This window comes from Streptomyces sp. NPDC048504, assembly GCF_043200035.1.
Classification (GTDB): Bacteria; Actinomycetota; Actinomycetes; order Streptomycetales; family Streptomycetaceae; genus Streptomyces.
The window spans coordinates 359466-384547 of record NZ_JBICXA010000001.1; the positions used below are offsets into that span (position 1 = coordinate 359466).

The 25082-nt window shown below is 70.3% G+C and carries 24 protein-coding genes and 1 pseudogene; 10 read left to right on the top strand and 15 right to left on the bottom strand.

Going from position 1 to position 25082, the window contains the following annotated elements; all coding sequences use genetic code 11:
* Positions 1 to 6: 6 nt before the first annotated feature.
* Positions 7 to 1386, bottom strand: a complete 1380-nt coding sequence (locus ACGFY9_RS01660; RefSeq protein ID WP_393750869.1) for a GMC oxidoreductase — start codon at positions 1384 to 1386, stop codon at positions 7 to 9.
* 274 nt (positions 1387 to 1660) lie between these two features.
* On the opposite strand from ACGFY9_RS01660, the gene ACGFY9_RS01665 reads away from it, so the two are divergent.
* Positions 1661 to 3604, top strand: a complete 1944-nt coding sequence (locus ACGFY9_RS01665) for a protein kinase (protein WP_393750871.1) — start codon at positions 1661 to 1663, stop codon at positions 3602 to 3604.
* A gap of 61 nt (positions 3605 to 3665) precedes the next feature.
* Here the strand turns inward: ACGFY9_RS01665 and ACGFY9_RS01670 are convergent, their stop codons facing one another.
* Together ACGFY9_RS01670 and ACGFY9_RS01675 are read right to left on the bottom strand one after the other, a co-directional pair.
* Positions 3666 to 5006: a lipase family protein gene (locus ACGFY9_RS01670; protein WP_393751755.1), complete on the bottom strand. Its 1341-nt coding sequence runs from the start codon at positions 5004 to 5006 to the stop codon at positions 3666 to 3668.
* Between the two features lie 160 nt (positions 5007 to 5166).
* On the bottom strand, positions 5167 to 5457 hold the full coding sequence (locus ACGFY9_RS01675; RefSeq protein ID WP_393750873.1) for a hypothetical protein: 291 nt from the start codon (positions 5455 to 5457) through the stop codon (positions 5167 to 5169).
* A gap of 99 nt (positions 5458 to 5556) precedes the next feature.
* Between ACGFY9_RS01675 and ACGFY9_RS01680 the strand changes: the two genes are divergently transcribed.
* Positions 5557 to 6039, top strand: a complete 483-nt coding sequence (locus ACGFY9_RS01680) for a hypothetical protein (RefSeq protein WP_393750875.1) — start codon at positions 5557 to 5559, stop codon at positions 6037 to 6039.
* A 37-nt stretch (positions 6040 to 6076) separates the two neighbouring features.
* Here ACGFY9_RS01680 and ACGFY9_RS01685 read toward each other — a convergent pair whose 3' ends face one another.
* On the bottom strand, positions 6077 to 6448 hold the full coding sequence (locus tag ACGFY9_RS01685) for a winged helix-turn-helix transcriptional regulator (RefSeq protein WP_393750877.1): 372 nt from the start codon (positions 6446 to 6448) through the stop codon (positions 6077 to 6079).
* A gap of 93 nt (positions 6449 to 6541) precedes the next feature.
* Between ACGFY9_RS01685 and ACGFY9_RS01690 the strand changes: the two genes are divergently transcribed.
* The gene (locus tag ACGFY9_RS01690; protein ID WP_393750879.1) at positions 6542 to 7402 is read left to right on the top strand and encodes an SDR family oxidoreductase; all 861 of its coding nucleotides are present in this window, start codon (positions 6542 to 6544) and stop codon (positions 7400 to 7402) included.
* Between the two features lie 32 nt (positions 7403 to 7434).
* On the opposite strand, the gene ACGFY9_RS01695 is transcribed toward ACGFY9_RS01690, so the two are convergent.
* Positions 7435 to 8046: a TetR/AcrR family transcriptional regulator gene (locus tag ACGFY9_RS01695; RefSeq protein ID WP_393750881.1), complete on the bottom strand. Its 612-nt coding sequence runs from the start codon at positions 8044 to 8046 to the stop codon at positions 7435 to 7437.
* Positions 8047 to 8120: 74 nt separating this feature from the next.
* Between ACGFY9_RS01695 and ACGFY9_RS01700 the strand changes: the two are divergent.
* Positions 8121 to 8405 (top strand): annotated as a pseudogene (locus tag ACGFY9_RS01700) (alpha/beta fold hydrolase); the annotation flags it as partial.
* A gap of 260 nt (positions 8406 to 8665) precedes the next feature.
* Here ACGFY9_RS01700 and ACGFY9_RS01705 read toward each other — a convergent pair.
* Positions 8666 to 9496: an alpha/beta fold hydrolase gene (locus ACGFY9_RS01705; protein WP_393750883.1), complete on the bottom strand. Its 831-nt coding sequence runs from the start codon at positions 9494 to 9496 to the stop codon at positions 8666 to 8668.
* Between the two features lie 233 nt (positions 9497 to 9729).
* On the opposite strand from ACGFY9_RS01705, the gene ACGFY9_RS01710 reads away from it, so the two are divergent.
* Entirely contained in the window at positions 9730 to 10377 is a 648-nt protein-coding gene (locus ACGFY9_RS01710; protein ID WP_393750885.1) for an RNA polymerase sigma factor, read from the top strand.
* Positions 10374 to 11345 (top strand): hypothetical protein, encoded by a 972-nt coding sequence (locus tag ACGFY9_RS01715; protein ID WP_393750887.1) that lies wholly within the window; start codon positions 10374 to 10376, stop codon positions 11343 to 11345. Before ACGFY9_RS01710 ends, ACGFY9_RS01715 begins: the two co-directional genes overlap by 4 nt.
* Positions 11346 to 11472: 127 nt before the next feature.
* Here the strand turns inward: ACGFY9_RS01715 and ACGFY9_RS01720 are convergent, their stop codons facing one another.
* The 4 genes from ACGFY9_RS01720 to ACGFY9_RS01735 form a co-directional block, all read right to left on the bottom strand.
* Positions 11473 to 12096 carry an NADPH-dependent F420 reductase gene (locus tag ACGFY9_RS01720; protein ID WP_393750888.1) on the bottom strand — a complete coding sequence of 208 codons (624 nt, stop codon included), beginning with the start codon at positions 12094 to 12096 and terminating at the stop codon, positions 11473 to 11475.
* Between the two features lie 43 nt (positions 12097 to 12139).
* Entirely contained in the window at positions 12140 to 12874 is a 735-nt protein-coding gene (locus ACGFY9_RS01725) for an SDR family NAD(P)-dependent oxidoreductase (protein WP_393750890.1), read from the bottom strand.
* 126 nt (positions 12875 to 13000) lie between these two features.
* Positions 13001 to 13936: an SDR family oxidoreductase gene (locus tag ACGFY9_RS01730; protein WP_393750892.1), complete on the bottom strand. Its 936-nt coding sequence runs from the start codon at positions 13934 to 13936 to the stop codon at positions 13001 to 13003.
* A gap of 107 nt (positions 13937 to 14043) precedes the next feature.
* Positions 14044 to 14676 (bottom strand): NADPH-dependent F420 reductase, encoded by a 633-nt coding sequence (locus ACGFY9_RS01735; protein ID WP_393750894.1) that lies wholly within the window; start codon positions 14674 to 14676, stop codon positions 14044 to 14046.
* Between the two features lie 278 nt (positions 14677 to 14954).
* Here ACGFY9_RS01735 and ACGFY9_RS01740 point away from each other — a divergent pair, with 278 nt between their 5' ends.
* Positions 14955 to 15857 carry a LysR family transcriptional regulator gene (locus ACGFY9_RS01740; RefSeq protein ID WP_393751757.1) on the top strand — a complete coding sequence of 301 codons (903 nt, stop codon included), beginning with the start codon at positions 14955 to 14957 and terminating at the stop codon, positions 15855 to 15857.
* 569 nt (positions 15858 to 16426) lie between these two features.
* On the opposite strand, the gene ACGFY9_RS01745 is transcribed toward ACGFY9_RS01740, so the two are convergent.
* From ACGFY9_RS01745 to ACGFY9_RS01760, 4 genes are all read right to left on the bottom strand, one after another.
* Positions 16427 to 16732 (bottom strand): hypothetical protein, encoded by a 306-nt coding sequence (locus tag ACGFY9_RS01745; protein WP_393750896.1) that lies wholly within the window; start codon positions 16730 to 16732, stop codon positions 16427 to 16429.
* Between the two features lie 218 nt (positions 16733 to 16950).
* A complete protein-coding gene (locus tag ACGFY9_RS01750) occupies positions 16951 to 18132 on the bottom strand; it encodes a serine hydrolase domain-containing protein (RefSeq protein ID WP_393750898.1) in 1182 nt (393 codons plus the stop codon).
* A gap of 158 nt (positions 18133 to 18290) precedes the next feature.
* On the bottom strand, positions 18291 to 18950 hold the full coding sequence (locus ACGFY9_RS01755) for a response regulator transcription factor (protein WP_393750900.1): 660 nt from the start codon (positions 18948 to 18950) through the stop codon (positions 18291 to 18293).
* A gap of 92 nt (positions 18951 to 19042) precedes the next feature.
* On the bottom strand, positions 19043 to 20338 hold the full coding sequence (locus ACGFY9_RS01760; protein ID WP_393750902.1) for a sensor histidine kinase: 1296 nt from the start codon (positions 20336 to 20338) through the stop codon (positions 19043 to 19045).
* Between the two features lie 178 nt (positions 20339 to 20516).
* On the opposite strand from ACGFY9_RS01760, the gene ACGFY9_RS01765 reads away from it, so the two are divergent.
* The 3 genes from ACGFY9_RS01765 to ACGFY9_RS01775 are packed head-to-tail and all read left to right on the top strand — an operon-like array spanning position 20517 to position 24004.
* Entirely contained in the window at positions 20517 to 20729 is a 213-nt protein-coding gene (locus tag ACGFY9_RS01765; protein WP_393750903.1) for a hypothetical protein, read from the top strand.
* Complete coding sequence (locus ACGFY9_RS01770) at positions 20726 to 21469, top strand: ABC transporter ATP-binding protein (RefSeq protein WP_393750905.1); 744 nt, start codon at positions 20726 to 20728, stop codon at positions 21467 to 21469. Before ACGFY9_RS01765 ends, ACGFY9_RS01770 begins: the two co-directional genes overlap by 4 nt.
* Before the next feature lie 3 nt (positions 21470 to 21472).
* The gene (locus ACGFY9_RS01775) at positions 21473 to 24004 is read left to right on the top strand and encodes an FtsX-like permease family protein (protein ID WP_393750907.1); all 2532 of its coding nucleotides are present in this window, start codon (positions 21473 to 21475) and stop codon (positions 24002 to 24004) included.
* Positions 24005 to 24071: 67 nt separating this feature from the next.
* Here ACGFY9_RS01775 and ACGFY9_RS01780 read toward each other — a convergent pair whose 3' ends face one another.
* On the bottom strand, positions 24072 to 25082 hold the full coding sequence (locus tag ACGFY9_RS01780; RefSeq protein ID WP_393750909.1) for an FG-GAP-like repeat-containing protein: 1011 nt from the start codon (positions 25080 to 25082) through the stop codon (positions 24072 to 24074).

Here is a 25082-nt window from a genome sequence, read left to right on the forward strand (position 1 = left end):
GGTTGGTCAGAAGACCCGCCCGAGGTCCTGCTGCACGATCGTCCGCATGCTGTGTTCCGCGAGCGCGGCGATCGTCATGGACGGGTTGCAGGCGCCGGTGGAGCCCGGGACGCGGGCGCCGTCCAGGACGTAGAGGCCCTTGTGGCCCAGGACGCGGCCGGTGAGGTCGACGGCGTCGCCGAACGGGACGCCGCCCAACGAGTGCCAGGTGGACGGGGCTTGGGCGTTGGTGTCGATCATGAGGCCGCCGCCCGCGCTGGCGATGTCCTGCATCTTGCCGGCGATCAGCGTCTGCAACTCGGCGTCCGCGTCCGTCGGCCAGGTGAGGACCGCGTCGTCGGTGGTGGCGTCGTAGGCCCAGGTGCCCGCGCCGTCGACGATGCCGAAGCCGACGACGGTGAGGGCCGTGACTCCCGTCTGCTGTATGGGTGATCCGGCGTGCACGACCGTGAGCGGGATCGCGCTGCTTGGGTCCCGGCCGCCGACGCAGGCCGGGCCGCCCTGCTGGGTGCCGGCGTCGCCGGTCGGGTTGATCCAGGCCCAGATGCGGTCGCCGTTGTTGCCCCAGCCGGTGCCGATGGCGTCTGGCAGGTCCGGAACCAGGTTCTTGGCACGGGACTTGACCAGGAGACGGGTGGTGCCGGGTGAACCGGCGTTGAGGAACACGGCGTCGGCGGTGATCCAGATCTGCTCCTGGACGGTGCCCGCGGTGTCGATGCGGTCGACGGACAGCACCCACTTCTTGTTCGCGTCCATCGCGAGGTCGCGCACGATGTGGAGGGGCGCCACCCGCACCAGTCCGGTCGACTCCGCCTGCGCGAGATAGGTGACGTCGATGGAGTGCTTGCCGCCGTTGTTGACGCCGAAGGCGATGTCGCTGGTGGTGTACGTCGGGTCGTACAGACCCTCCAACTCGCCCCGGACACAGGCCCAGTCGATGGGCAGCGGCACCTCGAACGGGGTCAGGCCCGCCTTCGGCGCGATGTCCTGGAAGAGCCGGGACGACTTGTAGGGGTCGGAGGCGAGCACGTCGTAGGGGATGGTGGAGATGCCCAGCATCCGGGAGACGGTCGGGTAGGCCCAGAGGCTGAGGTCGTCGTAGAGGCCGGCCGCCTGCGGGATGGAGGTCGCGAAGTCGGCCTTCGTCGGTTGCAGGGTCATGCCGTGGTACATGATCGATCCGCCGCCGACGGCCGCTCCGCACATGGCGGTCATGCCGTTTCCCACGACGGCTTCGAGCACGCCCGTGTAGGGGGTCCAGGTCTGGGTGCCGCCGCCGACGATGGCGTGGTCGGTGAGCCAGGCGGAACGGTTGTCCATGTTCGCGAAGCGGCAGAACGTCGTCGCGTCCGGGCCGGTCGGCCAGCGCTTTCCGCGCTCCAGCACCAGGGTGGAGACGCCGGCTTGGGCCAGCCGTAACGCGGTGACCCCGCCGCCGAAACCGGTGCCGACGACGACGGCCCGTTCGCGGAGTTCCGTGACGGCGGCCCGGGTTGAGGCTGCGGCCCGGGTCTGTCCGGCGGCCAGGGCGACCGCGCCGAGGGCGGTCGCGCCGAGCAGGCTGCGGCGGCTGAGGGTGGGGTGAGAGGAGGTGTGTTGCCTGAAGTGCCGGATCTGTACACTCCGTTACCCGTCAGAACCGTGATCGAGGGGTGGAACGGTGCCGGTGACACCAGCGGCCGGGGACAGGATCGACGGCCGGTATCTCCTGCACGAGCCCATCGGCACCGGCGGCATGGGCGTCGTATGGCGGGCGTGGGACGAGCGGCTGCAGCGCTGGGTCGCGGTCAAGTGCGCACGCCTGGACGACGATCGGGCCACCCGACGGCTCATGGGCGAGGCGCGCAACGCGGGTCGGCTGCACCATCCGAACATCGTGGCCGTCTTCGACTTCGTCGACGAGGGCACCACCTGCTGGATCGTCATGGAGTACGTCCCCTCCCGCAGCCTCGCCCAACTCATGGCGGAGCGTGGCCCGTTGGCGCCCGAGGAGGCCGGGTCGATCGGCTGCCAGATCGCGGACGCGCTGGTGAAGTCGCATCGCGCGGGCGTGGTGCACGGCGACGTGACCCCGGAGAACATCCTCGTCACCGACGAAGGCGTCGCCAGACTCACCGACTTCGGGATCTCCCGGGCCCTGTGGAACGACGTCACCCAGAGCGCCACGGGCAGCGTGCGCGGCAAACCCCGGTATCTGGCCCCCGAGGTGGCCAAGGGGCAGCCGGTCGGCCAGAAGGCGGACGTGTTCTCCCTGGGCGCCTCGCTGTTCACGGCGGTCGAGGGGCAGTCGCCGTACGGCGAGGCCGAGCACCTGATGACGTATCTGGCCCGGGCCGTCGAGGGACGCGTCGAGCCCACGAGCCGGGCCGGTCAACTGACCGAGCCGCTCGCCGAGTTGCTGGAGGTGGAACCCCGGAACAGACCCGACGCCGCGCAGGCGCTCAAGCTGCTTCGGCACGCCACCCCGCCGCCCGCGGACGTCCAGGACCGCATCGACCGCGGCACCATCGCTCTCACCTCCCCGACCCTCCGGCTGGGCCAGGCCCTGCGCCGTACCCGGGACGCCGTCACGGTCCCGACGCGCAGCCCGCGCGCCCTGGCGATCACGGCTGCGGCGGTGGTCACGACCGGCGCGCTCGCGGCCGGGCTCGTGTTCTTCGCCCCCTGGGACTCCAAGGGCACGGACGGCAAGGACACCGCCCGGACCGACGCGAAGCCCTCCGCCTCGACGCGGGCGGGAACCATCGGCGACGAGCGTACGGCGGACCCCTGCGGGCTGATCGACGCCGCCTCGCTGAGCCGCTTCGGCGACACGGTGCTGGACCCGGACTACGGCGAGCTCGACCGGTGCGACGTCATCGTGCTCAACAACAGCGGTGACGACAACGCCGGCGTGCAGGTCAACCTCGACTCCGACCGGGACAGGTTCGACCACATCGAGGGCACCGATCTGGTCGCCGACGGCCTCCTCACACGCGTGACGATCAAGCGGGACGGGGTGTTCTGCGAACGGGCCGTCCTGACCCTCGACGGCAGGCAGATCCGCGTCATCGGGCAGCAGTTCGACGCGAAGACGTCGCCCGACCCGTGCCAGATGGCCGACGCCGCCACGGATCACGTGGTCAGCGTGCTGGCCCACGGCCCGGTGCCCAGGCGTACGTCGGCGCCCGCCGCGAAGTCCCTGGCCGGCCTGAATGCCTGCTCGCTGCTCGACGCCGACGAACTCAAGCGACTACCCGGCGTCCAGTTCGACAACGAGGACAGCGGGTTCGGCTCCTGGAACTGCGACTGGTCCAGCGACGGCGACGGAGACCGCGAGGTGGAGATCCAGTTCACCCGGTCCAACTCGCTGGACGGCGACGACGGAACACTGGTGAACGTCGCCGGCACCAAGAGCTACTACCAACCTAACGAGGAAGAGGACGACAGCTGCACCGTACGGACCCCGCACCGCACCTACACGGACTCCGTCGGCCAGCGCACCGTCGAGATCCTCCAGCTGAACGTCTACGCCCCGGAGCCGACCAGGCAACTGTGCGACAGCGCGGCGGTGTTCGCGACCGTGGTCGTACACAACATCGCGAAGGAAATGGCGGAGCGGTGAGATGACCCCGGCGGAAACCCCTCCCGAAAGCGGGGGCGAAGGGGCAGGGCGATCAGGGCGGTCAGGGCTGCACCGGCATGGTCCAGCAGTTGGAGGCGGTGGACCTGCCCGCGAGGCGGTCGGTGAGCCAGGAGATCGCGTCGCCCTGGTCGGTGAGGAGGGGCGCGAAGTGGTTGAGGAGCGCGCTGCCGACACTGGGCAGGACGACGGGCTTGTACGTGACGTCACCGCCCAACGCACACCAGTCGAGGGCGAGTTGGCGGGCCTGCGCGTGCGGGACGAGGTTGTCGCTGACGCCGGTGGCGAGGCGGACGGGCCCGGACGGTTTCAGCCTGCCGATGCGCTGCTCGTCAAGGAACTTCTGGAGCGCGGGAGTCGAGGCGATGATGTCGCTGACGGACGACCCGTCGGTGGTCCAACTGCTGCTCCGCGTATAGCCGTAGCCGAGCAGCGCGTCCGCGACGCACATCGTCGACAGGTCGGTGAGCGCGGCCTTCCCGGCATCGTTGAGATGCGCCTCCGCGAGGGGTTTCAGTTCCGGGTCGGACTGCAGGAACCCGTTGAGCGACCAGCCGAGCGCGCCCGCGAGTTCGCTGCCGTCGATGGCCTTGGTGACGGAGGTCAGGTTGGCGGGCGGGGCACCGGCGTACGTCCCGGCGAGGGTGACGTCCGGGGCGTAGGAGGACTGGAGTTCGGCGGCGGCCGCGGTCGCTCCGCCGCCCTGGCTGTAGCCGTAGAGCCCGACCGGTGACCGGGTGGAGACCGATGCCCCGGCGACCGAACGCGCGGCGCGCACGGCGTCCAGCACCGCGTGCGCCTCGTCGATCCGGTTGACGTAGGTGTGCAGCCGGTCGGTGGCACCCAGTCCGACGTAGTCGGTGACGACGACGGCGACGCCCTCGGCGAGGAGCCGGTAGACCGCCAGATCCTCGTAACCCACCGAAACCGTCTGGCTGTTGAGGGACAGCGGGTGCTCCAGCCCCATGGACGCCGAGCACTGGTCGCCCTGCCCCAGGGTGCCGGGGGCGACGGCGACGAGGGGGCGCGGACCGGCGCCGGACCAGTCGGCGGACGGTTCGATGTAGGCACCGGTGACGGCGACGGGCTGCCCGTTCGAGTCGGTGGACTTGTACATCAGGCGGGTCGCGGTGCCTGGCAGGGTGCTGCCGTCGAGGCCGGGCAGGCTCAGGGCGAGGGGGAGGGGCTCGCTGCGGACGAGGGCGCCGTCGGCGGCGGGCAGGGTGGTGGGCGGGTTGTAGAACTCGGGGATGGTGACGCCTCTGGAGACGACCTCGTCCGCGGCGGTGGCGGGGCCGGCGGTCGTGAGGGCGAGGGCCTGGGTGGTGAGACAGGCGGCGGCGGTGATCGCGGCGGCGAGCAGGTCTCGTTTGCGTGCGGGCATGCGTGCGGGCATGGCGAACCTCCTGTGGAGCGGCCGTCCGGAGAATGGTTCGGCTGGAACTTACCTGCGGGTAAGTTACTCGTGATACCCGTCGGTAGGTTACGTTTCGGTAATGTGACTGACTGTCAGCCGATTCTGTGAGCCGGTTGTCAGGTGGCCGTCATCCCGCCGCCGTCGCAGCGGCCACCAGCTCCAGGAACCCGGCGACGGCCTGCGGCTCGCTGACCATCAGATCGTGACCGGTGTCGATGTCCCACAACCGCCCGGCGGCGCGCGCCGGTTCGAGGTCCGCGGGATCGCGGTACGGCAGCGTCGATGTGCATACGATCTGGGACTGTGGAAGCGCCCGCACCCCCGCCTCGTCGTGGAGCCGCAGCGGCTGGTCGAAGCACTTCCACGGATGCGGTGTGATCTTCGGTGCGAGCCAGGCGATGTCGTCCGGATCGGTCAACCCGGTGCGATCTGGCCGTATGCGGAGGTGTTGCCGGGGGTGGGGCGGTGAGTGCGGGAACGGATACGGGACGGTCGGTTGAGGTGAGGAGTGGGCAAGGTGAGTGCGAGCGAGGAGCGGGAGCACTGGGAGTTGCTTCCCGAAGTCGGCCTGGGGCCACTGCGGTTGGGAATGAGCCCGGCCGAGGTCGCCGACGCGCTCCAGGTTCCTGGGCCGCGTGAACGAGTGGGCGGTCCTTACGCGCAGGAGGACTTCGCCGACGGGGTGAAGGTGTTCTACGACGCGGGCAGGCTGGCGTGCGTCGCGCTGGACGCGGTCACTGGCCCACAGGTGTCGCTCGTGGGCACGCCACTGGCCGGCCGCGATCCCGAACAGGCGCACCAGTTCCTTCTCGACTACGCGGTCGAGTACGGGAGTTGTCTGCTGTACACCACCGACGGCTCCCTCTCCTTGACGGATCTGGGGCTGCTTCTGCGGTCGCAGCAGGTCGGGGACGTACGGCTGTCGCGCCCGCTCCTGGTGAAGGAGGAGTGGTTGGAATCGGAGTACTACCGCGACCGCCTACCGCTCGAAGGCACCTAGGCGCTGCACCTAGGTGCTGGCGCTGGGCTGGGGTTCGCTAGCCCGCGTCGCCCGCCGACAGCCGCCGCGTGATCCGGTCGAACAGGTCCGACAGCGGTTCGCCGACGTCCCGGCCGAACTCGGTCAGCCCGTATGTGACTTGGGGCGGGGTCGTCGGTTCGACCTCGCGCCAGAGCAGGCCGTCCTGGACCAGGGTGCGGAGGGTCTGGGCGAGCATCTTCTCGCTGATGCCCTGGATGCTCTCGCGGAGTTCGTAGAAGCGGAGGCTGTTGTCGCGCAGGGAGATCAGCACCCAGACGCCCCATCTGCTGGTCACGTGGTCGACCATGTCGCGGGCGAGGCAGTCGGTGTGAAACACCTCATACCGCGGAGTCGGCTCGACGCTTCTCTCCTGCACGCCTTCCGTCATGTTATGAGCTTACCTCTGGGTATGTCCTTACCGAAAGTTAGCCGGGCTCCTAGCGTGAAGGCCGTAGAAGTACAGGCTGCAAGGGAGCTGAACATGATCGTGGTGACCGGGGCGACCGGGAACATCGGCCGGCCGTTGACGCGGGCGTTGGCCGAGGCGGGGCAGCAGGTGACGGCGGTGTCGCGGCACGCGCCGATGGCGCCGACGGCGAAGGTGTCGGTGCCGGACGGCGTCCGTCATGTGGTCGCCGATCTCGCCGAACCGGCAGGCCTCAAGCCCGCGTTGGCCGGAGCGAAGGCACTGTTCCTGCTGCTCTCCGGCGACCTGCACGCCACCGGGGCCAACCCGGCCGACATCATCGCCGTAGCCGAGGCGGCCGGGGTCCGCAGGGTCGTCCTGCTCTCCACCCAGGGCGTGTCGACCAGGCCGTTCGGTGCGACGCGGATCGCGATGCGCGCGCTGGAGGACGTGCTGCGGGAGTCCGGCCTGGAGTGGGCGATCCTGCGGCCGGGCGGCTTCGCCTCCAACGCCCTGTGGTGGGCCGAGTCCATCCGCGCACAAGGGGTCGCAGCCGCGCCCTTCGGCGACATCGGCGTGCCGATCGTCGACCCGGCGGACATCGCCGAGGTCGCGGCGGCCTGCCTGGTGGACCACCAACACGCCAGCGCCGTCTACGAGTTGACTGGCCCGGAGGTGATCACCCCGCGCGGGCAGGCGGAGGCCATCGCCGCCGCGCTGGGTTCGCCGGTACGGTTCCACGACCTCACCCGCGAGGAGGCCAAGGCCGCGATGTCCCAGAGCATGCCGGCGGAACTCGCCGAGGACACCCTGACCATCCTCGGTTCCCCCAGCCCGGCCGAACGGCGCATCAGCCCGGACGTCGAACGGGTCCTCGGCCGCGCCCCGCGCCCGTTCGCGGACTGGGCAGCGCGGAATGTGGACGCGTTCCGCTGATACCGGCCGGGGACGTGCACTGAGCGTGCGCTCTAACCCCGGCCGCGCAGAGCCTGCGCGAGCGCGCTCATGCTGATGTCGACGATCGCGCCGAGCTGCTTCCCGCTCGCCCCGGCCCTGCTCATCACGGCCAGCGACTGATTGACCGCCGTGATGTGCGTGGCGTGGTCCTCGGCGTCACCTTCGCTCAACTCCGCGCCGCGCAGGGCGGTTTGGAGCCGCGCGCGCTGCAGCCCTACGGCTTCGATCGCGCGCGCGGCGATGGCGGGGCTGAGGACGGGCGTCGCCATCGCGGTCTGGGCGACCAGACAGCCGTCCGGTACGGCGGGGTCGGCGATGCGGTGCAGGGTGACCTGGAAGAACGCCCGGATCGCCGACAGCGGTTCCCCGGACCCACTGGAGGAGCCGGAGGAACTGGAAGTGAGCGCCTGCTCGTACCTCTCCCCGTACCGGAGGGCGTACCGGTCGAGGCAACGCAGATAGAGCGACTCCTTGTCGCCGAACGAGGAGTAGAGGGAACTCCGGTTCAAACCGGTCGCGTTGGAGAGGTCGTCGAGCGAGGTGTCGGCGTACCCGTCCCGCCAGAACTGGATCATCGCCGCATCGAGCGCGACATCCACGTCGAACTGCTTCTTCCCGGCCATCCGCACGCACCCTGTCCTCGATCCAGCCCATCTTATCCTGAACTGAATGGTTCAAGATGGGCTAGCCTGGATACATGACCGAAGCCGACATCACCCCGACCGGCTCACCCGAGGAGAACCCCGCCTCTGTCACCGGCCTGCCGCTGCGCGACCTCCCCGGCTTCACCCACCGTTGGGTAGACGCGGACGGAATCCGCCTGCACGCAGTGGAGGGCGGCAGCCCGAGCGTCCCCACGATCGTCCTGCTCGCCGGCTTCCCGCAGAACTGGTGGGCCTGGCACAAGGCGATGCCCCGCCTCGCCGAACGCTTCCATGTGATCGCGGTCGACCTCCCGGGCCAGGGCCACTCCGACCGTCCCGGGCGGGACTGGGGGTCTGCACCCACGCCGGCTCGGCGTTCGACGGGCGGGTGCGGTTTGAGCGTGCGGGGTGCGAGCTGTTCGTCACCGGGAGGACGCTTCCCTCGGGTGCGCCCGGTCGGGTCTGGGTAGCGCGCGGGGTTCCTCTCCGAACTCGTGTATCCCTGCGGGCTCCACACGGCTCGGCGCCCATCACCATGTACGGCCAGGGCCCAGGTCACTGACCTGGGCCCTGGCCGTACATGGGGACTGAAGCAACCTCAGTCCGTCTCCCCCGGCTTCACCACCGTGCTCACGAAGTCGCCGATCGCCCCCAGCGTCGCCCCCAGCGCCTCGATCTGCGGGAAGTGGGCCGCGTCCGGGATGGGGGCGAAGTGGCCGTTGGGGAAGGAGTCGGCGTAGCCGCGGCCGTACTTGAGGGGGGCTATGCCGTCCTCCTCGCCCCAGACGACCAGGACCGGGACCGTGACTCGGTGGAGGCGGGCGCGGAGTTTCGGGTCGTAGGTGAAGTGGTCGCCGCCGTAGACCGCGAGGGTCTTCTGGTTGGCGCCGGCCGCGGCTCGCTGTTCGTCGGTGAAGGAGGCGAAGTCGGGGCGGAACTCGGCCTTGGCGAAGGAGAGTTGGCTGACGTCGGAGGGGGCCATGGTGCGCGGGTCGACGACGCGGTTCTCGACCATGTGGGCGTGGATGCCGACCGCGTTCAGGAGGGTCAGGGCGCCGATGCGGCCGTGGTTGTCGCGGAGGGCCATCTCTGCCGCGATCCAGCCGCCGACCGAGTTGCCGATCACCATGACGCCCTTGAGGTCCAGCGTGTCGAGCAGGTCGAGGTAGGCGATGGCCAGGTCGGCGACCGTGTCGAAGCGTTCCGGGCGGGGCGTGCCGTCGAAACCGGGGTGGGTCGGTGTGACGACGTACACGTGCTCGGAGAGGGCGGAGGAGATGCCGGCGACCGTGCGCGGGCCCGCGCCGCCGTGGAGTACCAGTACGCCGGTGCCCTCGGTGTTCTCGCCGAACTCCTGGATGGTGACGGTGAGTCCGCCGGGGAGGGCGACGGTGCGAGCGGGGGCGGGGGTGGAGGCAGGGGTGGTCATGGTGAGGAGTCCTTGTCGCTTGTTCTCGCTTGCTGAGAGCTGGCTCTCATTAAGGTAGGGGGTGGGCTCTCTTTATGCAAGTCAACTCTCACAATGAGGGTTGCATATTGGTGTGGATGGGTGTGGAGGGGTGTGGAGGGGTGTGGATGGGCGTGCGAACGCGCGAACGCTCTTGGAGTCCGATGACAAGTACTGGTTGAGACCGTCGTCCGGCGGTCGGAAACGGAGACTCGGTGAAACCGGATGAACCGGGCAACCGGCGCCGCGGCGCGAGCCGCCACCGCGCCGGCGAACCTCACCGCGCCGACGGCGAACTCGGCGACAGCGAAGCCCAGTTGACGCGGTCCGCGCAGGGCGACCCGGCGGCCTTCACCCACCTCGTGAAGACGCATTCCTCCGCCCTGCACGGCTACTTCGCCCGGCGTATGCCCGCCGCGTCGGAGGATCTGCTGGCCGAGACCTGGCTGCAGGCGTTCGCCGCCCGGCGCACGTTCGACCCGGCGCGGGGTTCGGCGCGGGGCTGGCTGTTCGGGGTGGCCCACAACGTGCTCGCCCAGCAACTGCGGCGGGCGGGACGGCGGGAGCCCGCACCGGGACCGGATGTCACCGACCCCTGGCAGGTCGTGGACCAGCGGCTGGACGCCGCCGCGATGGCCCCCGCGCTACGCCGGGCACTCGCCGAACTGCCGCCGGAGGAACGGGAGTTGCTGCTCCTGATCAGCTGGGAGCAGCTCACCCCGACCGAGGCCGCCGCCGTGGTGGGCATCCCGGCGGGCACCGCCCGTTCGCGGCTGCACCGGGCCCGCGGCCGACTGCGCGACCGCCTCACGCCGTCCCGCCCGGCGGGCCGGAACCTGACCGCGACGGGAGACCTCGCATGACCACGTACGACGACACGGAGGCGAACGGTATGAATGAGCGAGGCGCACTGCTGGACTTCCCCGGTGCCGATGAACTGGCGACGGCGGGGCACGTCGAGCCGCTGTCGGAGCGGGCGTTGGCCCGGGTGCTGGCGGAGGTCGAGGCGGCCGTAACCACGGAAGGGGCGGGCGTGACCAGCGCTGGGGCGGACGTAACTACCGAGGCAGCGACCGGTGTTGTCGTCGCGATGCCGGAACGGCGGTTGCTCGGGCGGCAGTTCGGGCGCCGCCGGGCCCTGATCGGGCTGCTGACCACGGCCGCGGTGGCGACCGGTGTGGTGACGTACGCCAACAGCGGCGCGACCTCGGCGGGCACGGGCACGCACAGCGAGGCGCGTGCGAACACCGCGTCCGTCTTCCTGGACGACATCTCCACGGTGGCCGCCGGCCAGTCGGTTTCCTCGGGGAAGTACTGGAAGACGCGGACGACGGTCGGGACGGCGTACATCTCGCGGTCCATGGACTACTACGTCGTCAACGGCGGCAAGGTGTACCGGAAGGGGCTGCGGCCCGACTGGCAGGTCGGGCCGAAGGACCTCGACTGGAAGGGACTTGAGCAACTGACCACGGATTCGGGGAAGTTGCTCGGCCTGCTGCAGTCCCCGCCGCGGCCCAAGAGTATCTCGCCCTTCGACCAGGCGGTCACCCTGCTCACCGACTCCCCGGCGAGCCCGAAACTGCGGGCCGGGGTCTTCAAGGCGATGGGCGGCCTGAAGGGCGTCAAGCTGCTCGGCCAGGTCAAGGACAGTACTGGGCGCGGTGGTACGGCAGTCGAGTTCGCCGAGGCCAGGAGTCTCGGCCAGGTGATCGTCGACCCGAAGACCAGCGCGATCCTGGAGTACACCTTCACGTGGACGGCCGGGCCCAGCAAGGGCAAGGCCACCCACCAGACGTTCCTGTCGACGGGCTTCACCGACAAGCTCGGCTGACGCGGAACGGGTGGGCGGGGCGAACGGGTGGGCGGGGGCGTCCTCTCCTCGCCCACCCGTGTCGGCCGCCGAGGACGAGGACCTGCGGGAGAAGCAGCCATGCGCGGCGAGTCGGGGCTCCGAAGTCTCAGCCGGTGAATTCGTCGACGCCGAGCGCGAAGTCCCAGTGGCCGACCCCGTTGTTGGCGAGGGCCACCGTGACGAGGCCCATTCCTTCCAGCCAGTGCGCCATTTTCAGGCCGCCGACGTCCAGCGGGCGCAGCCCGAGGCTCTCGATGAATGCCGCCACGTCCGTCTTGGCCTGTGCGTTGTCGCCGGCGATGAAGACGCTGGGCCGACCCTTCTCCAGGACATTGCGGAAGATGGTGTTGAACCCCTTCACCACACTGGCACTTGCCGGGACCACCTTGGCGGCCTCCTGCGCGATGGAGGTCTCCTCGCTGTGGGCCAGTCCGTCGAACGTGGCGTTGAAGGGGTTGCTGATGTCGACGATGACCTTGCCCGCGAGGGCGTCCCCGTACTCGGTGACGACCGGGACGACACCGTCGTACAACAGGGCCGTGATGACGATGTCCCCGGCCGGGGCGGTGCCCCACTTGCCCGTCGTCGCGCCGCCGCCCAGAGCCTTGGCCAGGGCATCGGCCTTGGACTGATCGCGTCCCATGACCTCGACGGTGTTGCCGCCCGCCACCGCGAGCGTGCCGATGGCACGGGCCATGTTCCCCGTACCGATGAGGGTGATGCTGCTCATGAGATGTCCTCTCTTCTCTTCCTGTTCGTTCCTGGTGGGTGGTTCAGATGGCGGTGGTGCCGCCGTCGGCGACCAGTTCCAGACCGTTGACGTAGCTGGAGTCGTCGGAGGCGAGGAACAGGGCGACGGTGGCGATCTCTTCGGGGCGGCCCATCTCTCCGCGGGGGATGAGGGACTCGAACGCGGTCTTGGTCGCCTCGTCGAACAGTTCTTCCTGTTTGGCGGTGGCGACCTGACCGGGGGTCAGGACGTTGACCCGGATCCTGCGGTCGCGCAGTTCGTTGAGCCAGACGCGGGCCCAGGCCTGCTGGACGGCCTTGCTTCCCGCGTAGAGGCTCCAGCCGGGGAAGGCGCCGAGGGAGGCGTTGGATCCGGTCATGAGGATGGAGCCGCCGTCGTTGAAGAGCGGGAGGGCCTTCTGGACGGTGAACAGGGTGCCGCGGGCGTTGAGCCCGAACCAGGTGTCGAACTGGGCCTCGGTGATCTCGCCGAGCGGGGCGGGCTCGCCCCCTCCGGCGCTGGCCCACAGCACGTCGATCGAGCCCTTTTCCCGCTTGACGGTGTCGTACAGGCGGTCCAGGTCCGCCAGTTCGGCCGCGTCACCCTGGACGGCGGTGACGTTGCGGCCGATCAGCTTGACGGCGTCGTCCAGGGCTTCCTGCCGCCGGGCCTGGATGAAGACGTGCGCTCCTTCCTCGACGAACAGTTTGGCGCCGGCCAGTGCCATGCCGGTGGATCCGCCGGTGATCACCGCTACCTTGCCATCGAGCTTTCCCATGATCACTCCGTAGAATTGATGAGTATCCGAATTGGGTATCCGAATTGGGTATCCGAATGAATTGATGAGTATCCGAGACGGTGAACCCTTGGAATTTCCCGACTCGTTGCGATTCGGGTCCAGCCGTCAGCCGGCGGGGAAATAATGGCCGTTGTCCAAATCGGCGAACAGGCCGGGCCGAGCGGGTTCCCAGCCGAGGGTCCGGCGGGTTATCAGATTGGACGCCGGGTAGCTCTGCGTGACTATGTTCGCGAGGAATCCGAAATATCCCGGCACCATCAGTACGTCCACGGGAACGCTGACGACGGGCAGGCCCAGACGGTTGCCGATGGCCTCGGCGATCTCGCGGAACGGGATGCCTCCGTCCCCGACCGCGTGCCAGTACTTCCCGGCCGGCCCCTTCTCCAGCGCCAGGCGGAACAAGGAGGCGACATCCTGGATGTGCACGGCGTTCCACAGGTTCGCGCCGTCTCCGGGGTAGCCGACGAAACCCTTCTCCTTCGCGAGCGCGATCAGCACGGGGAGGAAGCCGGCACGATCGGTCGTGCCGTGCGCGATGTTGGCGATCCGCACGATCGAGGACCGCACTCCCTGCTCGGCGAGGCCGATCACGGTGGTTTCCACGACGTTGCGAATCCGCAGGGTGCCCTTGTACTCGTCGCCGCTCGGAAGGGCCGGGTCCTCCTCGGTGACCGGTCGGCCCAGGTCCCCGCCCGAGCCTATGCTCCCGGCCGCGACCAGCGGCTTTCCGGTTCCCGCGAGTGCCTCGCCGTACGCGAGCATGATCGGGACCTCCGCGGCGGCCACGGCGTTGAGCCCGCCGGAGGGGAGCAGGTCCTGCCTGTGTGCGACGTGGATGACGCCGTCGGAGTCGGCGGCCGCCTCCTTGAGCCCGTCGAGATCCTGGAGGTCGCCGCGACGCACCTTCGCGCCGAGCGCGGACAAAGCCGCCGCGGCGGTGTCCGACCGGGCCAGGCCGGTGACCTCGTGCCCGGCGGCGATGAGCTCGGGGACGATGTACGAACCGGAATGGCCGGTCCCGCCAGTGACGAAAACGCGCATGCTGCTGCTCCTTGTGGGAGTGGGTGGAGGGGTCGTTCTTCTCGTGCCGTGGATCGCCTGGCGTGATGTGGCCTGATGTGGCGCGAGAGACGGTGGTGCGGGTGCGGTCAGCTGAGAATGCCGACCCCGAGGGAGAAGTTGGTGTGCTTGAGGGAGTGGGCGACGAGGCCCAGCTGCAACAGGGCGACGTTCTCCAGCGCCCGCGCCATGGGCAGCTCCCCGATGTCCATCGGGCGCAGCCCCAGGCTCTCGATGAACGCCGACACGCGTGCCTTCGCCTGCGCGTCGTCGCCGGCGACGAACACGTCCAAGGGGCGCCCCTCGGTCTGGCCGGCCGCCAGAACATGGGAGAACAGGGTGTTGAACGCCTTGACGACATGAGCGCCGGCGGGGGCCGCCTTGGCGATCTCCTGCGCGCCGGAAGTGCCGTCGGGGGTGACAAAGCTCTGGAAATCGGGGGCGACGGGGTTGGCGATGTCGATGATGACCTTGCCGCGCAGTGCGTCCCCGTACTCGCTCAGCACCGCCGCCGCGCCGGCGTACGGCACGGCGAGGACCACGATGTCCCCGGCCGGGGCGGCGCCGGCCGTCCCGACGGTGGCGCCGCCGAGCGCGCCGGCCAGTTCCTTGGCCTTGGCCGGGTCGCGGCCGATGATCTCGACGGTGTTGCCGCCGGCCAGCGCCCGGCGGGCCAGGGCGGCGGCCATGTTCCCCAGGCCGATAATGCTGATGCTGCTCATGGGTGTGCCTGCTTTCGTCGACGCCTTCGAATGACGCGATGGGCGGCGCTCAATTCCTGATGTGTTCATTCGGGGCCTGGTCCTGCCGACCATTTCCGATGCCGAATTCTCGTGCCGAACTCCCGTGCCGAACTCCCGTGTCGAATTCTTGTATCGAATTCGCTTCGATCCCATCAGGTACCTATTCAGGCTGCCACTGGCCCGAGTCGGTGTCCAAGACCTCTTTTGGCCGTGGTGATACCCTGAATGCATCACCGGGCCGGGGAGGCGTCATGGATCTGGATCTGGACCTGCGCAAACTGCGTTACTTCGTCGCTGTGGCCGACCGGTTGCACTTCGGCCACGCCGCCGATGAGCTGCATATCGCGCAACCGGTGCTCAGCCGGCAGATCCGCGCGCTGGAGCAGGACCTCGGCGCCTCGCTGTTCACCAGGGATCGCCACGGCGTGGCGCTGACCGACGCGGGCCGACAACTGCTCGCCGACGCCGGTCCGCTGCTCGCCTCCACGCACGCGGTCCGCCGCCGGGTGTCCGTGGCCGCCCGTGGCAACCGGCGGCTGATGGTCGGTTTCCGGGCCGGCATCCCGGTCATCCCGGCGGCGCGGGCGTTCGAGGCCCGGCACCCGGACGTGGTCGTGGACGTGCAGCGGATCGAAGGGGACGACCAGGCCCCGATGCTGCTCGACGGCCGTATCGACGTCGCCTATGTGCGGCTGCCCATCGACGAGACCGGCCTGCACCTCACCCCGCTGTACGCCGAGCCGCGGGTGGCGGTGCTGCCCGCCGGCCACCGGCTGGCCGGCAAGGAAGAGGTCACCGAGGCCGACCTGGCCGGCGAACCGCTGGTCTGGCATGCCGACCCGGGCACGCAGCCCACCAGGCGCCCGCACCCCAACGCCGGGTACGTGGTGCGCGGGGTGGACGAGACGCTTGAGCATGTCGCGGCCGGCCGGGGCATCTCGTTCCTGGCCCGTTCGGCGACCGTGTTCTACTCACATCCGGACGTCGTCTATGTGCCCATCCCGGATCTGGCGCCCGACCAGGTGTGCCTCGCGGTGGCGGCATCGCGTACCTCGCCGGTGGTCGACGACTTCGTCGCTGCGGCTCAGTCGACGGCCGAGATCACGGCGGAATGCGGGAACTACGAAATGTGGCAGCTGGGAAGCGATGCCATTTCGTAGTGCCAGGCGTCGGGCAGCGAAGCCGCCAGATCCTCCCACGCCGTGTGCACGTCCTCCCCGACCATCCCGAACCGCGTGATGACAGCGACGCGTTGACCGTCCTCGTCGTCGAGTTCGAGCGCCGAGGCCGGACCGTGCGCCGCCGCGGAACACCCGCCCGCCTACGGTCCGATCGGTCACGTGCACCCGGCCGGCGCACGCCTCCATGACCGCCGGGGCGAACACCGCATCCAGCTGGGCAAGTTGATCGCCGTTCTCCCACGCCGGAATCTCGAAAGGCGCTGACGCTACGGCGGCCCGCGCGCCGGCGTCAACTTCCAGGGCAGGTGTGTGCCCTGTGCGGCCGTGGCGTGAGTCTCACCTGGTCGGCGGCGACCCGGAGTGGTTGCGCGGTCGCGGGATTCACAGCACGACCTGGCCGTCGGCGACGCCGAACGAGAGGTAGGGCTTTGTGGCGTTCAAGGTCCCGCCCTTCTCCGTGAGTAGCGGGTCCGTATCGTCTGGCCCTTGTCGCCGGGTTGCCCGACCGCCGCCCCGGGGCACTGAAAGCACCGTCTCTGCAGCGGAGTTCAGGTCCGGGGACACCGTTCGCCGTTCTTCACCACGGTCACCGCGACCAGGGTGGTCACGGCGTGCGGTCCGGGCCCCGGTATCTGCGAGCACACCTTCCAGTCGCATGCGAGCAACTGGGCCCGGTCTTCAGGGGTGGCGTCCTGGGATTCGACCCGGTCGAAGCCCTGCGCGCGGGCCCGGTCCTGCGCGTGGGAGAGCGTGAGGCCGCGCAGGTCGGGAAGGGTCGCCCGTTGGCGCTTGCTGTGGTTCGAAAGGGCCAGCAGGGCGGCGATGATCACGGCCACGACGAGGAACTTGCGCATCGGGCGCTCTCCCGGTGTTCATCCGGCGGGTGACTTCGAAACTACGAGTCGGACCGGTCGGATCCCTGGGCCCGGAGGCGGCACTTCGCCGTGCTCACCAGTACTGCGGTACTGGTGGCTCTCATCCTCAAGGGCGCCTCGCCCCCGACCGCCCGACGTCACCCGGCCCGGCGCCCGCACCTCACCACCGAGGACTCCAGGTCCCCGGGAGGGACGGGCTACTTCCTTGCCGTTGCGCAGAGTTCGGTGTCGATCAGCGCGTTCTGCGCCATCTCCGTGGACAGGTCGGACGCGCCGTCGCCCGTCGCCTCCAGGACCACGGTGCGACGGCCGTCCGCGCTGACTCCGTCGCGGGTGGTGTAGCCCATCAGGTCGCCGGCGTGGCTGTAGTAGACGCCGCCGCAGGTCAGGGGGATCTCCATCAGGCCCAGGCCGTAGCGGGCGCCGGGCCAGACGGGGTCCAGGGACGCGGCTCGTACCGTCGTCTTCATCTCCGCGAGCTGGGCCGGGTGCAGGAGCCTGCCGCCTAGCAGGGCCGAGAAGAAGCGGGTGAGGTCGTTGGTCGTGCTGATCATGGCCCCGGCCGAACCGGCGGCCGTCGGGTTGAGGTCGGTGACGTCGATGGTCGGGCCGGATCCGCCGAAGTCCGAGTAGCCGTGCAGGTGTTGGCCGGGGATGCGGGACGAGGTGTCCGGGGCGGAGGTGTCGCGCAGGCCCAGCGGGCGGATGACGCGCCGGGTGACCTCCTGCTGCCAGGTGTGGCCGGTGGCCTTCTGGATGATCATTCCGGCGACGATGTAGTTCGTGTTGGAGTACTCCCACTGGGTGCCCGGTGCGAAGTCCGGGGCGTGGCGCATCGCGATGCTCACCAACTGCTGCGGGGTCCACGTGGTGTAGCGGTCGGCCTCGAAGTCCGCCACTGTGCTGATCTCGGGGAAGTCGGCGGTGTAGTTGAAGAGTCCGCTGGTGTGGTTCAGCAACTGCCTTACGGTGATGGCGTTTCCGTCGTTCCCGTTCCCGGACACCGTGCCGGGCAGCCAGTGTTCGACCGTGTCGTCCAGCGACACCCGTCCCTCGCCGACCAGTTGGAGCATCACCGTCGACACGAACGCCTTGGTGCTGCTCGCGATCCGGAACTTGTCGGTGACGCGGGCCGCCCGGCCCGTGGCGGTGTCGGAGACCCCGGTGGTCGCGTAACGCCGTCCGTCCGGGCCCGTCGACTGGGCCACGACGGCGACGGTGCCCGTCTTCTCGATCGCGTCCACGCTCTGCTGGAGCGTGGTGCGCTGCCGGGACTTCGTGGAGCTCGTGCCGTCCTTCGCGCTCGCCGCCGGTGTCGCCAGGCCGAGGCCGAGTGCGGCCAGTGCCGCTACGGCGGTGAGGTGACGGATCGTCATCATGAGCTGTCCCCTTGGGAGTTGGTGGTCCGGGACACCGGACTCGCGGTGTGTTCCGGCGTGTTCACCAACCTAGGGAGACGGCACGCGGTGATCGATCCAGTGCGCGGGCCGGTCCGGCGTACAGCCTGCTGTACCGACGCCCGTCATTCGATGGGGTGTCAGCCCAGCCGCCGCAGATCCTCCAGGTAGCGCAGGACGGCCGCGACCCGGCGGTCCACCTGGTCCGTCGGGGACAGGTCGAGCTTGGCGAAGATGCTGCGGATGTGTTTGTGGACGGCGCCGTCGGTGACGACGAGTTTTTCGGCGATGGCGGAGTTGCCCAACCCCTCGGCCATCAGGGCGAGTACGTCCCGTTCGCGGGGGCTGAGCCGGTCGAGACGGGTGTCCTGGCGGGAGCGGGTGAAGAGCTGGGCGACGACCTCCGGGTCGATGGCGGTGCCGCCGGCCGCCACGCGGTGCAGGGCGTCCAGGAACTCCTCGACCCGGCCCACCCGTTCCTTGAGCAGATAGCCGAGACCGCTCACCCCGCCGCCGAGCAGCTCGGTCGCGAAGCTCTGCTCGACGTACGCGGACAGCACCAGCACCGCCAGGTCGGGGCGTCGGCGCCTGGCCTCGACCGCGGCGACGATGCCCTCGTCGGTGTGGGTCGGCGGCATCCGTACGTCGAGGATGGCGACGTCCGGTTTGTGTACGTCGATGGCGTCGAGGGCTTCGTCCGGGGTGCCCGCGGTGGCCACCACGTCCAAGCTCTCGGCGCGCAGCAGCAGGGCGAGGCCCTCGCGCAGCAACGGGTCGTCTTCGGCGATCACGATCCGCATGTCAGTCACGCTCCACAGCTCATGTCCACAGCTCGCACTCCACAGCTCACGTTCCGCATCGCAGGCTCTCTTCGCTCGTCACGGTCCCCAACTCACCGGCCACAGGGGAGATCCACGGTGAGGACGGTCGGGCCACCCGGTGGGCTGGTCAGGGTGAGGTCGCCGTCATGCGCGGCGATACGGCGGCGGATGCCGGTCAGGCCCGAGCCGCCGTCCGTGTCCGCGCCGCCCCGTCCGTCGTCCTCGACGCGCAGGACGAGCCGCCCGCCGGTGCCGCGTGCCGTGATCGTGGCATGGGCGGCGCCGCTGTGCTTGGCGATGTTGGTGAGCGCCTCGGCGACGACGAAGTAGGCGGTCGCCTCGACGGAGGCCGCGCAGCGTGCGGGGACGTTCACGTCGATCCGGCACGGCACCGCGCAGTCCGCGGCGAGCCCGGAGAGCGCGCCCGCGAGCCCCCGGTCGGCCAGCACCGGCGGCAGGATGCCGCGCGCGACCGTCCGCAGCTCGGCCAGCGCCATCTCGGCGGCGGACTGGGCGCGTTCGAGGAGTTCGTCGGCGCCCGCCGGATCGCGGGCGACCATGCGGCGGGCCGCCCCGAGCAACACGGCTACGGAGACAAGGCGGTTCTGCGCGCCGTCGTGCAACGACCGCTCGATACGCCGCAGTTCGGTGGCGTGCGCGTCGAGGGCGGCGGCACGGGTCGCGGTCAACTCCGCGACGCGCAGGGAGAGATCCACGTCGGGACCGGCCGCCAGGAGCCGCCGCCCCGGCCCCGACTGCAGCCGGGCCATCCCGGGCGCCAGCCCCAGGATGATCGCGATCCAGCCCACGCCCAGCAGCGCCACGGCCAGGGCGTCCGGCCAGGTGTGGGCGTTGCCGATGCCGAGTGACGTGGCCGTCGTGTTCTCCGGCATGAACGTCCAGTACAGCGGGAACGCGCTGTCCCGCACGGCCGTGATCGGCAACAGGACACCGAGCAGCCCGAGCAGCAGGCCGAGGGTGGAGTGCCGTAGCAGCCAACGCAGTTCGCGGTGGGTGGTGGGGTCTACGAGGGCGGCCCGCAGCCGGGTGGGCGGGGGCTGCGGCGCTACGACCTCGGGGCCCCGGCGGGCGAGCCGGTCACGTTCGCGACCGGCCAGGGCGTGCAGGGCGCGCAGTGACGCGGGTGCCGTCAGCAGCCCCACCCCGACCACGCTCGTCACGGCGGTGAGGGCCAGCCAGAGCAGCAACAGGGCGGCGGGCACAGCTGTGTTGAGGCCGGAGGCGAGCTCGGCGATCGCCTTGCCGGATGCGCTCAGGGTCCTTAGCGCGATGTCCTTGAAGCTCTCGCGTCGGGCGGCTGTCCCACCGCCCGTCCCACCGCCCGCTTCGCTCGTGCTCGCTGTCATGCGAACGACCCTATGCCGTACGTGAGTTCTGTGTGGGCGGAGGAAGAGGGGAGTACAGCCTGCTGTACCCCGAACCGGGCGGGCTGCGGGATCGGCCGCGAGGGGTACTGATCCATAGCGTCGACGACGACAGCCGGACCCCCGGAACGCACCGCTCAGCACCACGGGAGAAGCCCCCATGCCGAACACGACGACGACCACCGAACCCGACCGCCTCAGCCCCGGGGACATCGCCCGCACCCTCCTCTGGATCGTCGTCGTGGCCAGCGCGCTCACCAACATGGCGGCCTCCTTCGGCGGCGCCGACACCTGGGTGCACCTGGTGTGCGGCGCGGTCACCGTCCTGTGCGCGGGCACCCTCGTCGTACGCAACCTGCGGGGCCGGCGATGAACACCACAGCAACTGCCATGACCTCCGCCGCCATCGCCCTGGTGGGCGTCAGCAAGGCCTACCCCGGAGGCGTACGCGCCCTGGACGACGTGTCGTTGACCGTGGAACGCGGCACCTTCCTCGCCGTGATGGGGCCTTCGGGTTCCGGCAAGAGCACGCTGATGCACTGCGCCGCCGGGCTCGACTCCCCGACGTCGGGCAGTGTCCGTATCGACGGTCACGAGATCGCCGGGCTGAACGAGACCAAGCGCACCCAACTCCGGCGCGAGCGGGTGGGGTTCGTGTTCCAGGCGTACAACCTGATCCCCTCCCTCTCCATCGAGGACAACATCACGCTGCCGCTCCGGCTCGCGGGCCGCACAGCGGACCGCGACTGGCTGCGCACGCTGGTGGAACGGGTCGGACTGGCCGACCGGTTGAGCCACCGCCCGGCCGAGCTGTCCGGCGGGCAGCAGCAACGGGCCGCAGTGGTACGGGCGTTGGTGGCCCGTCCGGCGGTCGTGTTCGCCGACGAACCGACCGGCGCGCTCGACCTGCGCAGTGCCCACGAGGTCCTGGACCTCCTCCGCGACCTCGTGAACGACCTGCGCCAGACGGTCGTGATGGTCACCCACGACCCGGCCGCCGCCGCCCGCGCGCATCACGTGCTGGTGATGGCCGACGGCCGGGTCGTCGACGCCCTCAAGGCACCGACCGCCGACGAACTGGCCGCTCGTCTCGTCGAGTTGGGGAGGGTCTGAGCCATGTTCCGTCTCGCGATACAGATGGTCGGGCACCGCGTCACCGCGCTGATCGCCGTGGCCTGCGCGGTCCTCGGCGGTGCCGCCCTGGTCACCGCCACCGGCGTCCTGGCCGAGTCCGGCCTCCGTTCCCACCTGCCCGCCGGGCGCCTCGCCGGAGCGTCCGTCGTGGTCGCGGCCGACCAGGAGTTCCACCCGCCCGGCGATCTGGCGCTCGCGCTGCCGGAACGCCGCAGGATCCCGGCCCAACTGGTCGGCGAACTCGGCCGGTTGCCGGGTGTGACCACGTCCGTCGGCGACATCGGCTTCCCGGCCGCGCTCGTCGACGCGCACGGTCGGGTCGTACCGCCGTCGTCCGGAGATCCCCAGGTAGCGGGGCACGGTTGGTCCTCGACGAAACTGCTGGCGAATGCGCGGGTCACCGGCAGCGCGCCGACCTCTTCCGGCGAGGTCGCCGTGGACAGTGCGACCGCCGCCGCGACCGGCATCAAGCCGGGCGACCGCGTCCAGGTCGTCGTGAACTCCCGCCCCGCGAACGGCTATCGCGTCTCGGCAGTCGTCAACACGCCGGGCGCCGGCGTCTACTTCGCCGACAAGGCGGCCGTAGGACTGACGGGCCGTTCCGACCGAGTCGATCTGGTGGGCCTCCGCACCGCGCCCGGTGCCGAGGCTCGGGTCGCCGCCGAAGTCCGTACGAAGCTGAAGGGCACCGGGCTCCTGACCGTCACCGGGGCCGAGCGGGGCGACACGGCCGCACCCGGGGCCGGAGCCTCACGCTCGCTGCTCGTGCTGCTCGCCGGGTCGCTCTCCGGGATCGTTCTGCTGATCACCGGGTTCGTGATGGCGAGCGCGCTGGCCGTGGCGATCGGTGGGCAGCGGCGGGACCTGGCGCTGATGCGGGCCGTCGGGGCAACTCCCAAGCAGATTCGGCGGTTGGCCGCCGCGCAGTCCACCGTCGTGGCCGCCGTGGCCGTGGCACCCGGGGTGGGGCTCGGGTATCTGCTGGCCGGACAGTTCCGCGGGCTGCTCGCGGACCGGGGGGTCATACCGGCCGAACTCCCGCTCACCTTCAGCCCGTTGCCCGCGCTCGCGGCGATCGTGCTGATGCTTCTCGCCGTGCAGGTGTCGGCCCGTTGCTCGGCGTGGCGCACCTCGCGGATGCCGGCCACCGAGGCGGTCGCCGAGTCGCGGAGCGAACCGCGCGATCCGTCGCGGGCCCGGACCCGTATCGGCGTGGCCGTCATCGTCGTAGCGACGGTCATGTCGGCCCTGCCGCTCTTCTCCCGCACGGTCATCGGCGCTACGGCCACCTCGCTCGCCGGGATCATCGGGGCGATCGGGCTGGCCACGGCGGGACCGGCGCTGGTACGGGGCATCGGCGGTGCGGCGGCGCGGGCGACGAGGGCAGGGGCCTCCGCGCCGACCTGGCTGGCGATGGCCAACCTGCGCGCCTACGCCCTGCGCAACGCGGGGATCGTCTCCACGCTGGCCATGGCGGTCGTGTTCGTGCTGACGTACACCTTCACGCAGACGACCGTGCTGGCCGCCACCGCCCAGGACACCAGCGCCGGCACGCTGGCCCAACTGCGCCTGAACGCACCGGGGTTGGGTGGGTTGCCCGACGGCACGCTCGCCGCCGTACGCAAGACGCGGGGCGTGCGGGCCGCCGCTCCCGTCGGGACGACCACCGTGGTGTGGGAGTACAAGCAGTTCGGTGACCCGGCGGTCGACTCGGGTTCCGCGACGATCCTCACGCCGGACGCGGCGGGCGTTCTCGACCTCGACGTACGGGACGGCAGCCTGAGTCGGCTGTCCGGTAGGACAGTCGCTGTCAGCAGTGATGTCGCGCGGACGCGTTCCGCGACGGTGGGGCACACGGTGGATCTCGTCCTCGGGGACGGAACTCGCGTCGACGCCAAGGTAGTTGCCGTGTACGGGCGGGGGCTCGGCTTCGGCACGGTGGTGCTGTCGCACGACCTGGCCGCCGGGCACACGACCACGGCCCTCGACCAGTCCCTCCTGATCCGTACGGACGGCACGGCGAAGGCGCGGCAGAACCTCACGTCTTTCGCGGCCGCCCGCCCCGGCCTGACCCTCGGACCCGCCAACTCCCCTTCCACCGGCGGCCTCAAGGACGCGCCGCCCGAGGTGTGGATCAACCTCGCGACGATCGTGGTGCTGCTCGTGTATCTCCTGCTGAGCATCGCCAACAAGCTGGTCGCGGCCACCGCCCAGCGGAGGGTGGAGCTGGGTGCCCTCCGGCTCAACGGCACGACTCCCCGCCAGATCCGCGCGATGATGCGCCGCGAGGCCGCGATGACGGCGGCCACGGCACTCACCACGGCTCTGCTGCTCTCCGCGATCCCGCTGGCGTTGCTGGGCCAGGGTTTCCTCGGCCACCCCTGGCCGGCGGGTCCGGTCTGGCTGCTGCCGGGGCTCGCGCTCACGGTCACGGTGACGGCTTTCCTGACCATCGAACTGCCTACGCGGCAGGCGTTGCGGACACCGCCCGCGGATGCGATCCGCGCGTACTGAGCCGGATACGGGAGACAGCGGAAGGCCCGGGTCGACGACCCGGGCCTTCGCGAGGGAACGAGACGGCTCACGCGACGGACTTGTACGCCTGCCAGCCCGAAGCGATCTTCGTACGGCCGCCGAACGACCCCTTGCCGTTGCCACTGTTGCGCCACACGTTGCCACCGGTGTCGCGCGAGACCAGATCGGCCTTCCCGTCCCCGGTGATGTCGCCGACCCCGACGACCGCGTTGTACGACCCGCCCCAGGCGGAGAAGACCTTCACCCGTGCCCCGAACGTCCCCTTGCCGGTGCCGTTGTAGCGGTACAGGTTGTTCGCCTTGTCCTGGGCGAGCAGGTCGCCGATGCCGTCACCGTTGAGGTCGCCGGCGCCGACGACCTTTTTGTACGTCTTCCAGTCCGCGTACAGCTTCACGCGCGCCGACAGCTTCCCGGTACTGGTGCCCTTGTACAGGTAGACGGTCCCGGTCGCCGTGTTGCGCGCGATCAGGTCCGGGCGGCCGTCCTTGGTCACGTCACCGGTCGAGGTCAGCACGTCGTACTGGTTCCAGCCGGAGGTGCCGAGCGAGGTGTACCGGGTCGTCGGCGTCGGCGCCTTGCCGCAGGCGGGGTGGTAGGCGCGCAGCGCGCCGCTGCTCAGCCGGACCAGGATGTCGTTGCACCGGTCGCCGTCGAGATCGCCGTACGGCACGGCCTTCGCGCTCGTCGGCCAGCCGTTGCCGGACACCTTGCTGCCCAACGTGCCCTTGCCGGTGCCGCGTTGGACGGTGAGGGTGCCGGAGGAGCTGAGGGTGACGAGGTCACCGACGCCGTCGTTGCCCGCGTAGTCGCGCGGTGCCGCCGCTCCCGCCGTCACCGTGAGGCTGCCGGAACGGGTGAGGGCGGCGCCCTTGCCGTCGGCGGGCCGGGCGGTGAGCGTCCAGGTGTAGGTGCCGTTGGGGACGAGGCGGCCCGCGGAGTTCTTGCCGTCCCAGGCGGCCTTCAGCAGCCCGCGGGCGTCGGCGCCGGACAAGGTGCGCACGGTGGTTCCGGCCGTGTCGCGGACCGCCACCTGCCATGCGGCGGCGGGCTTCGACAA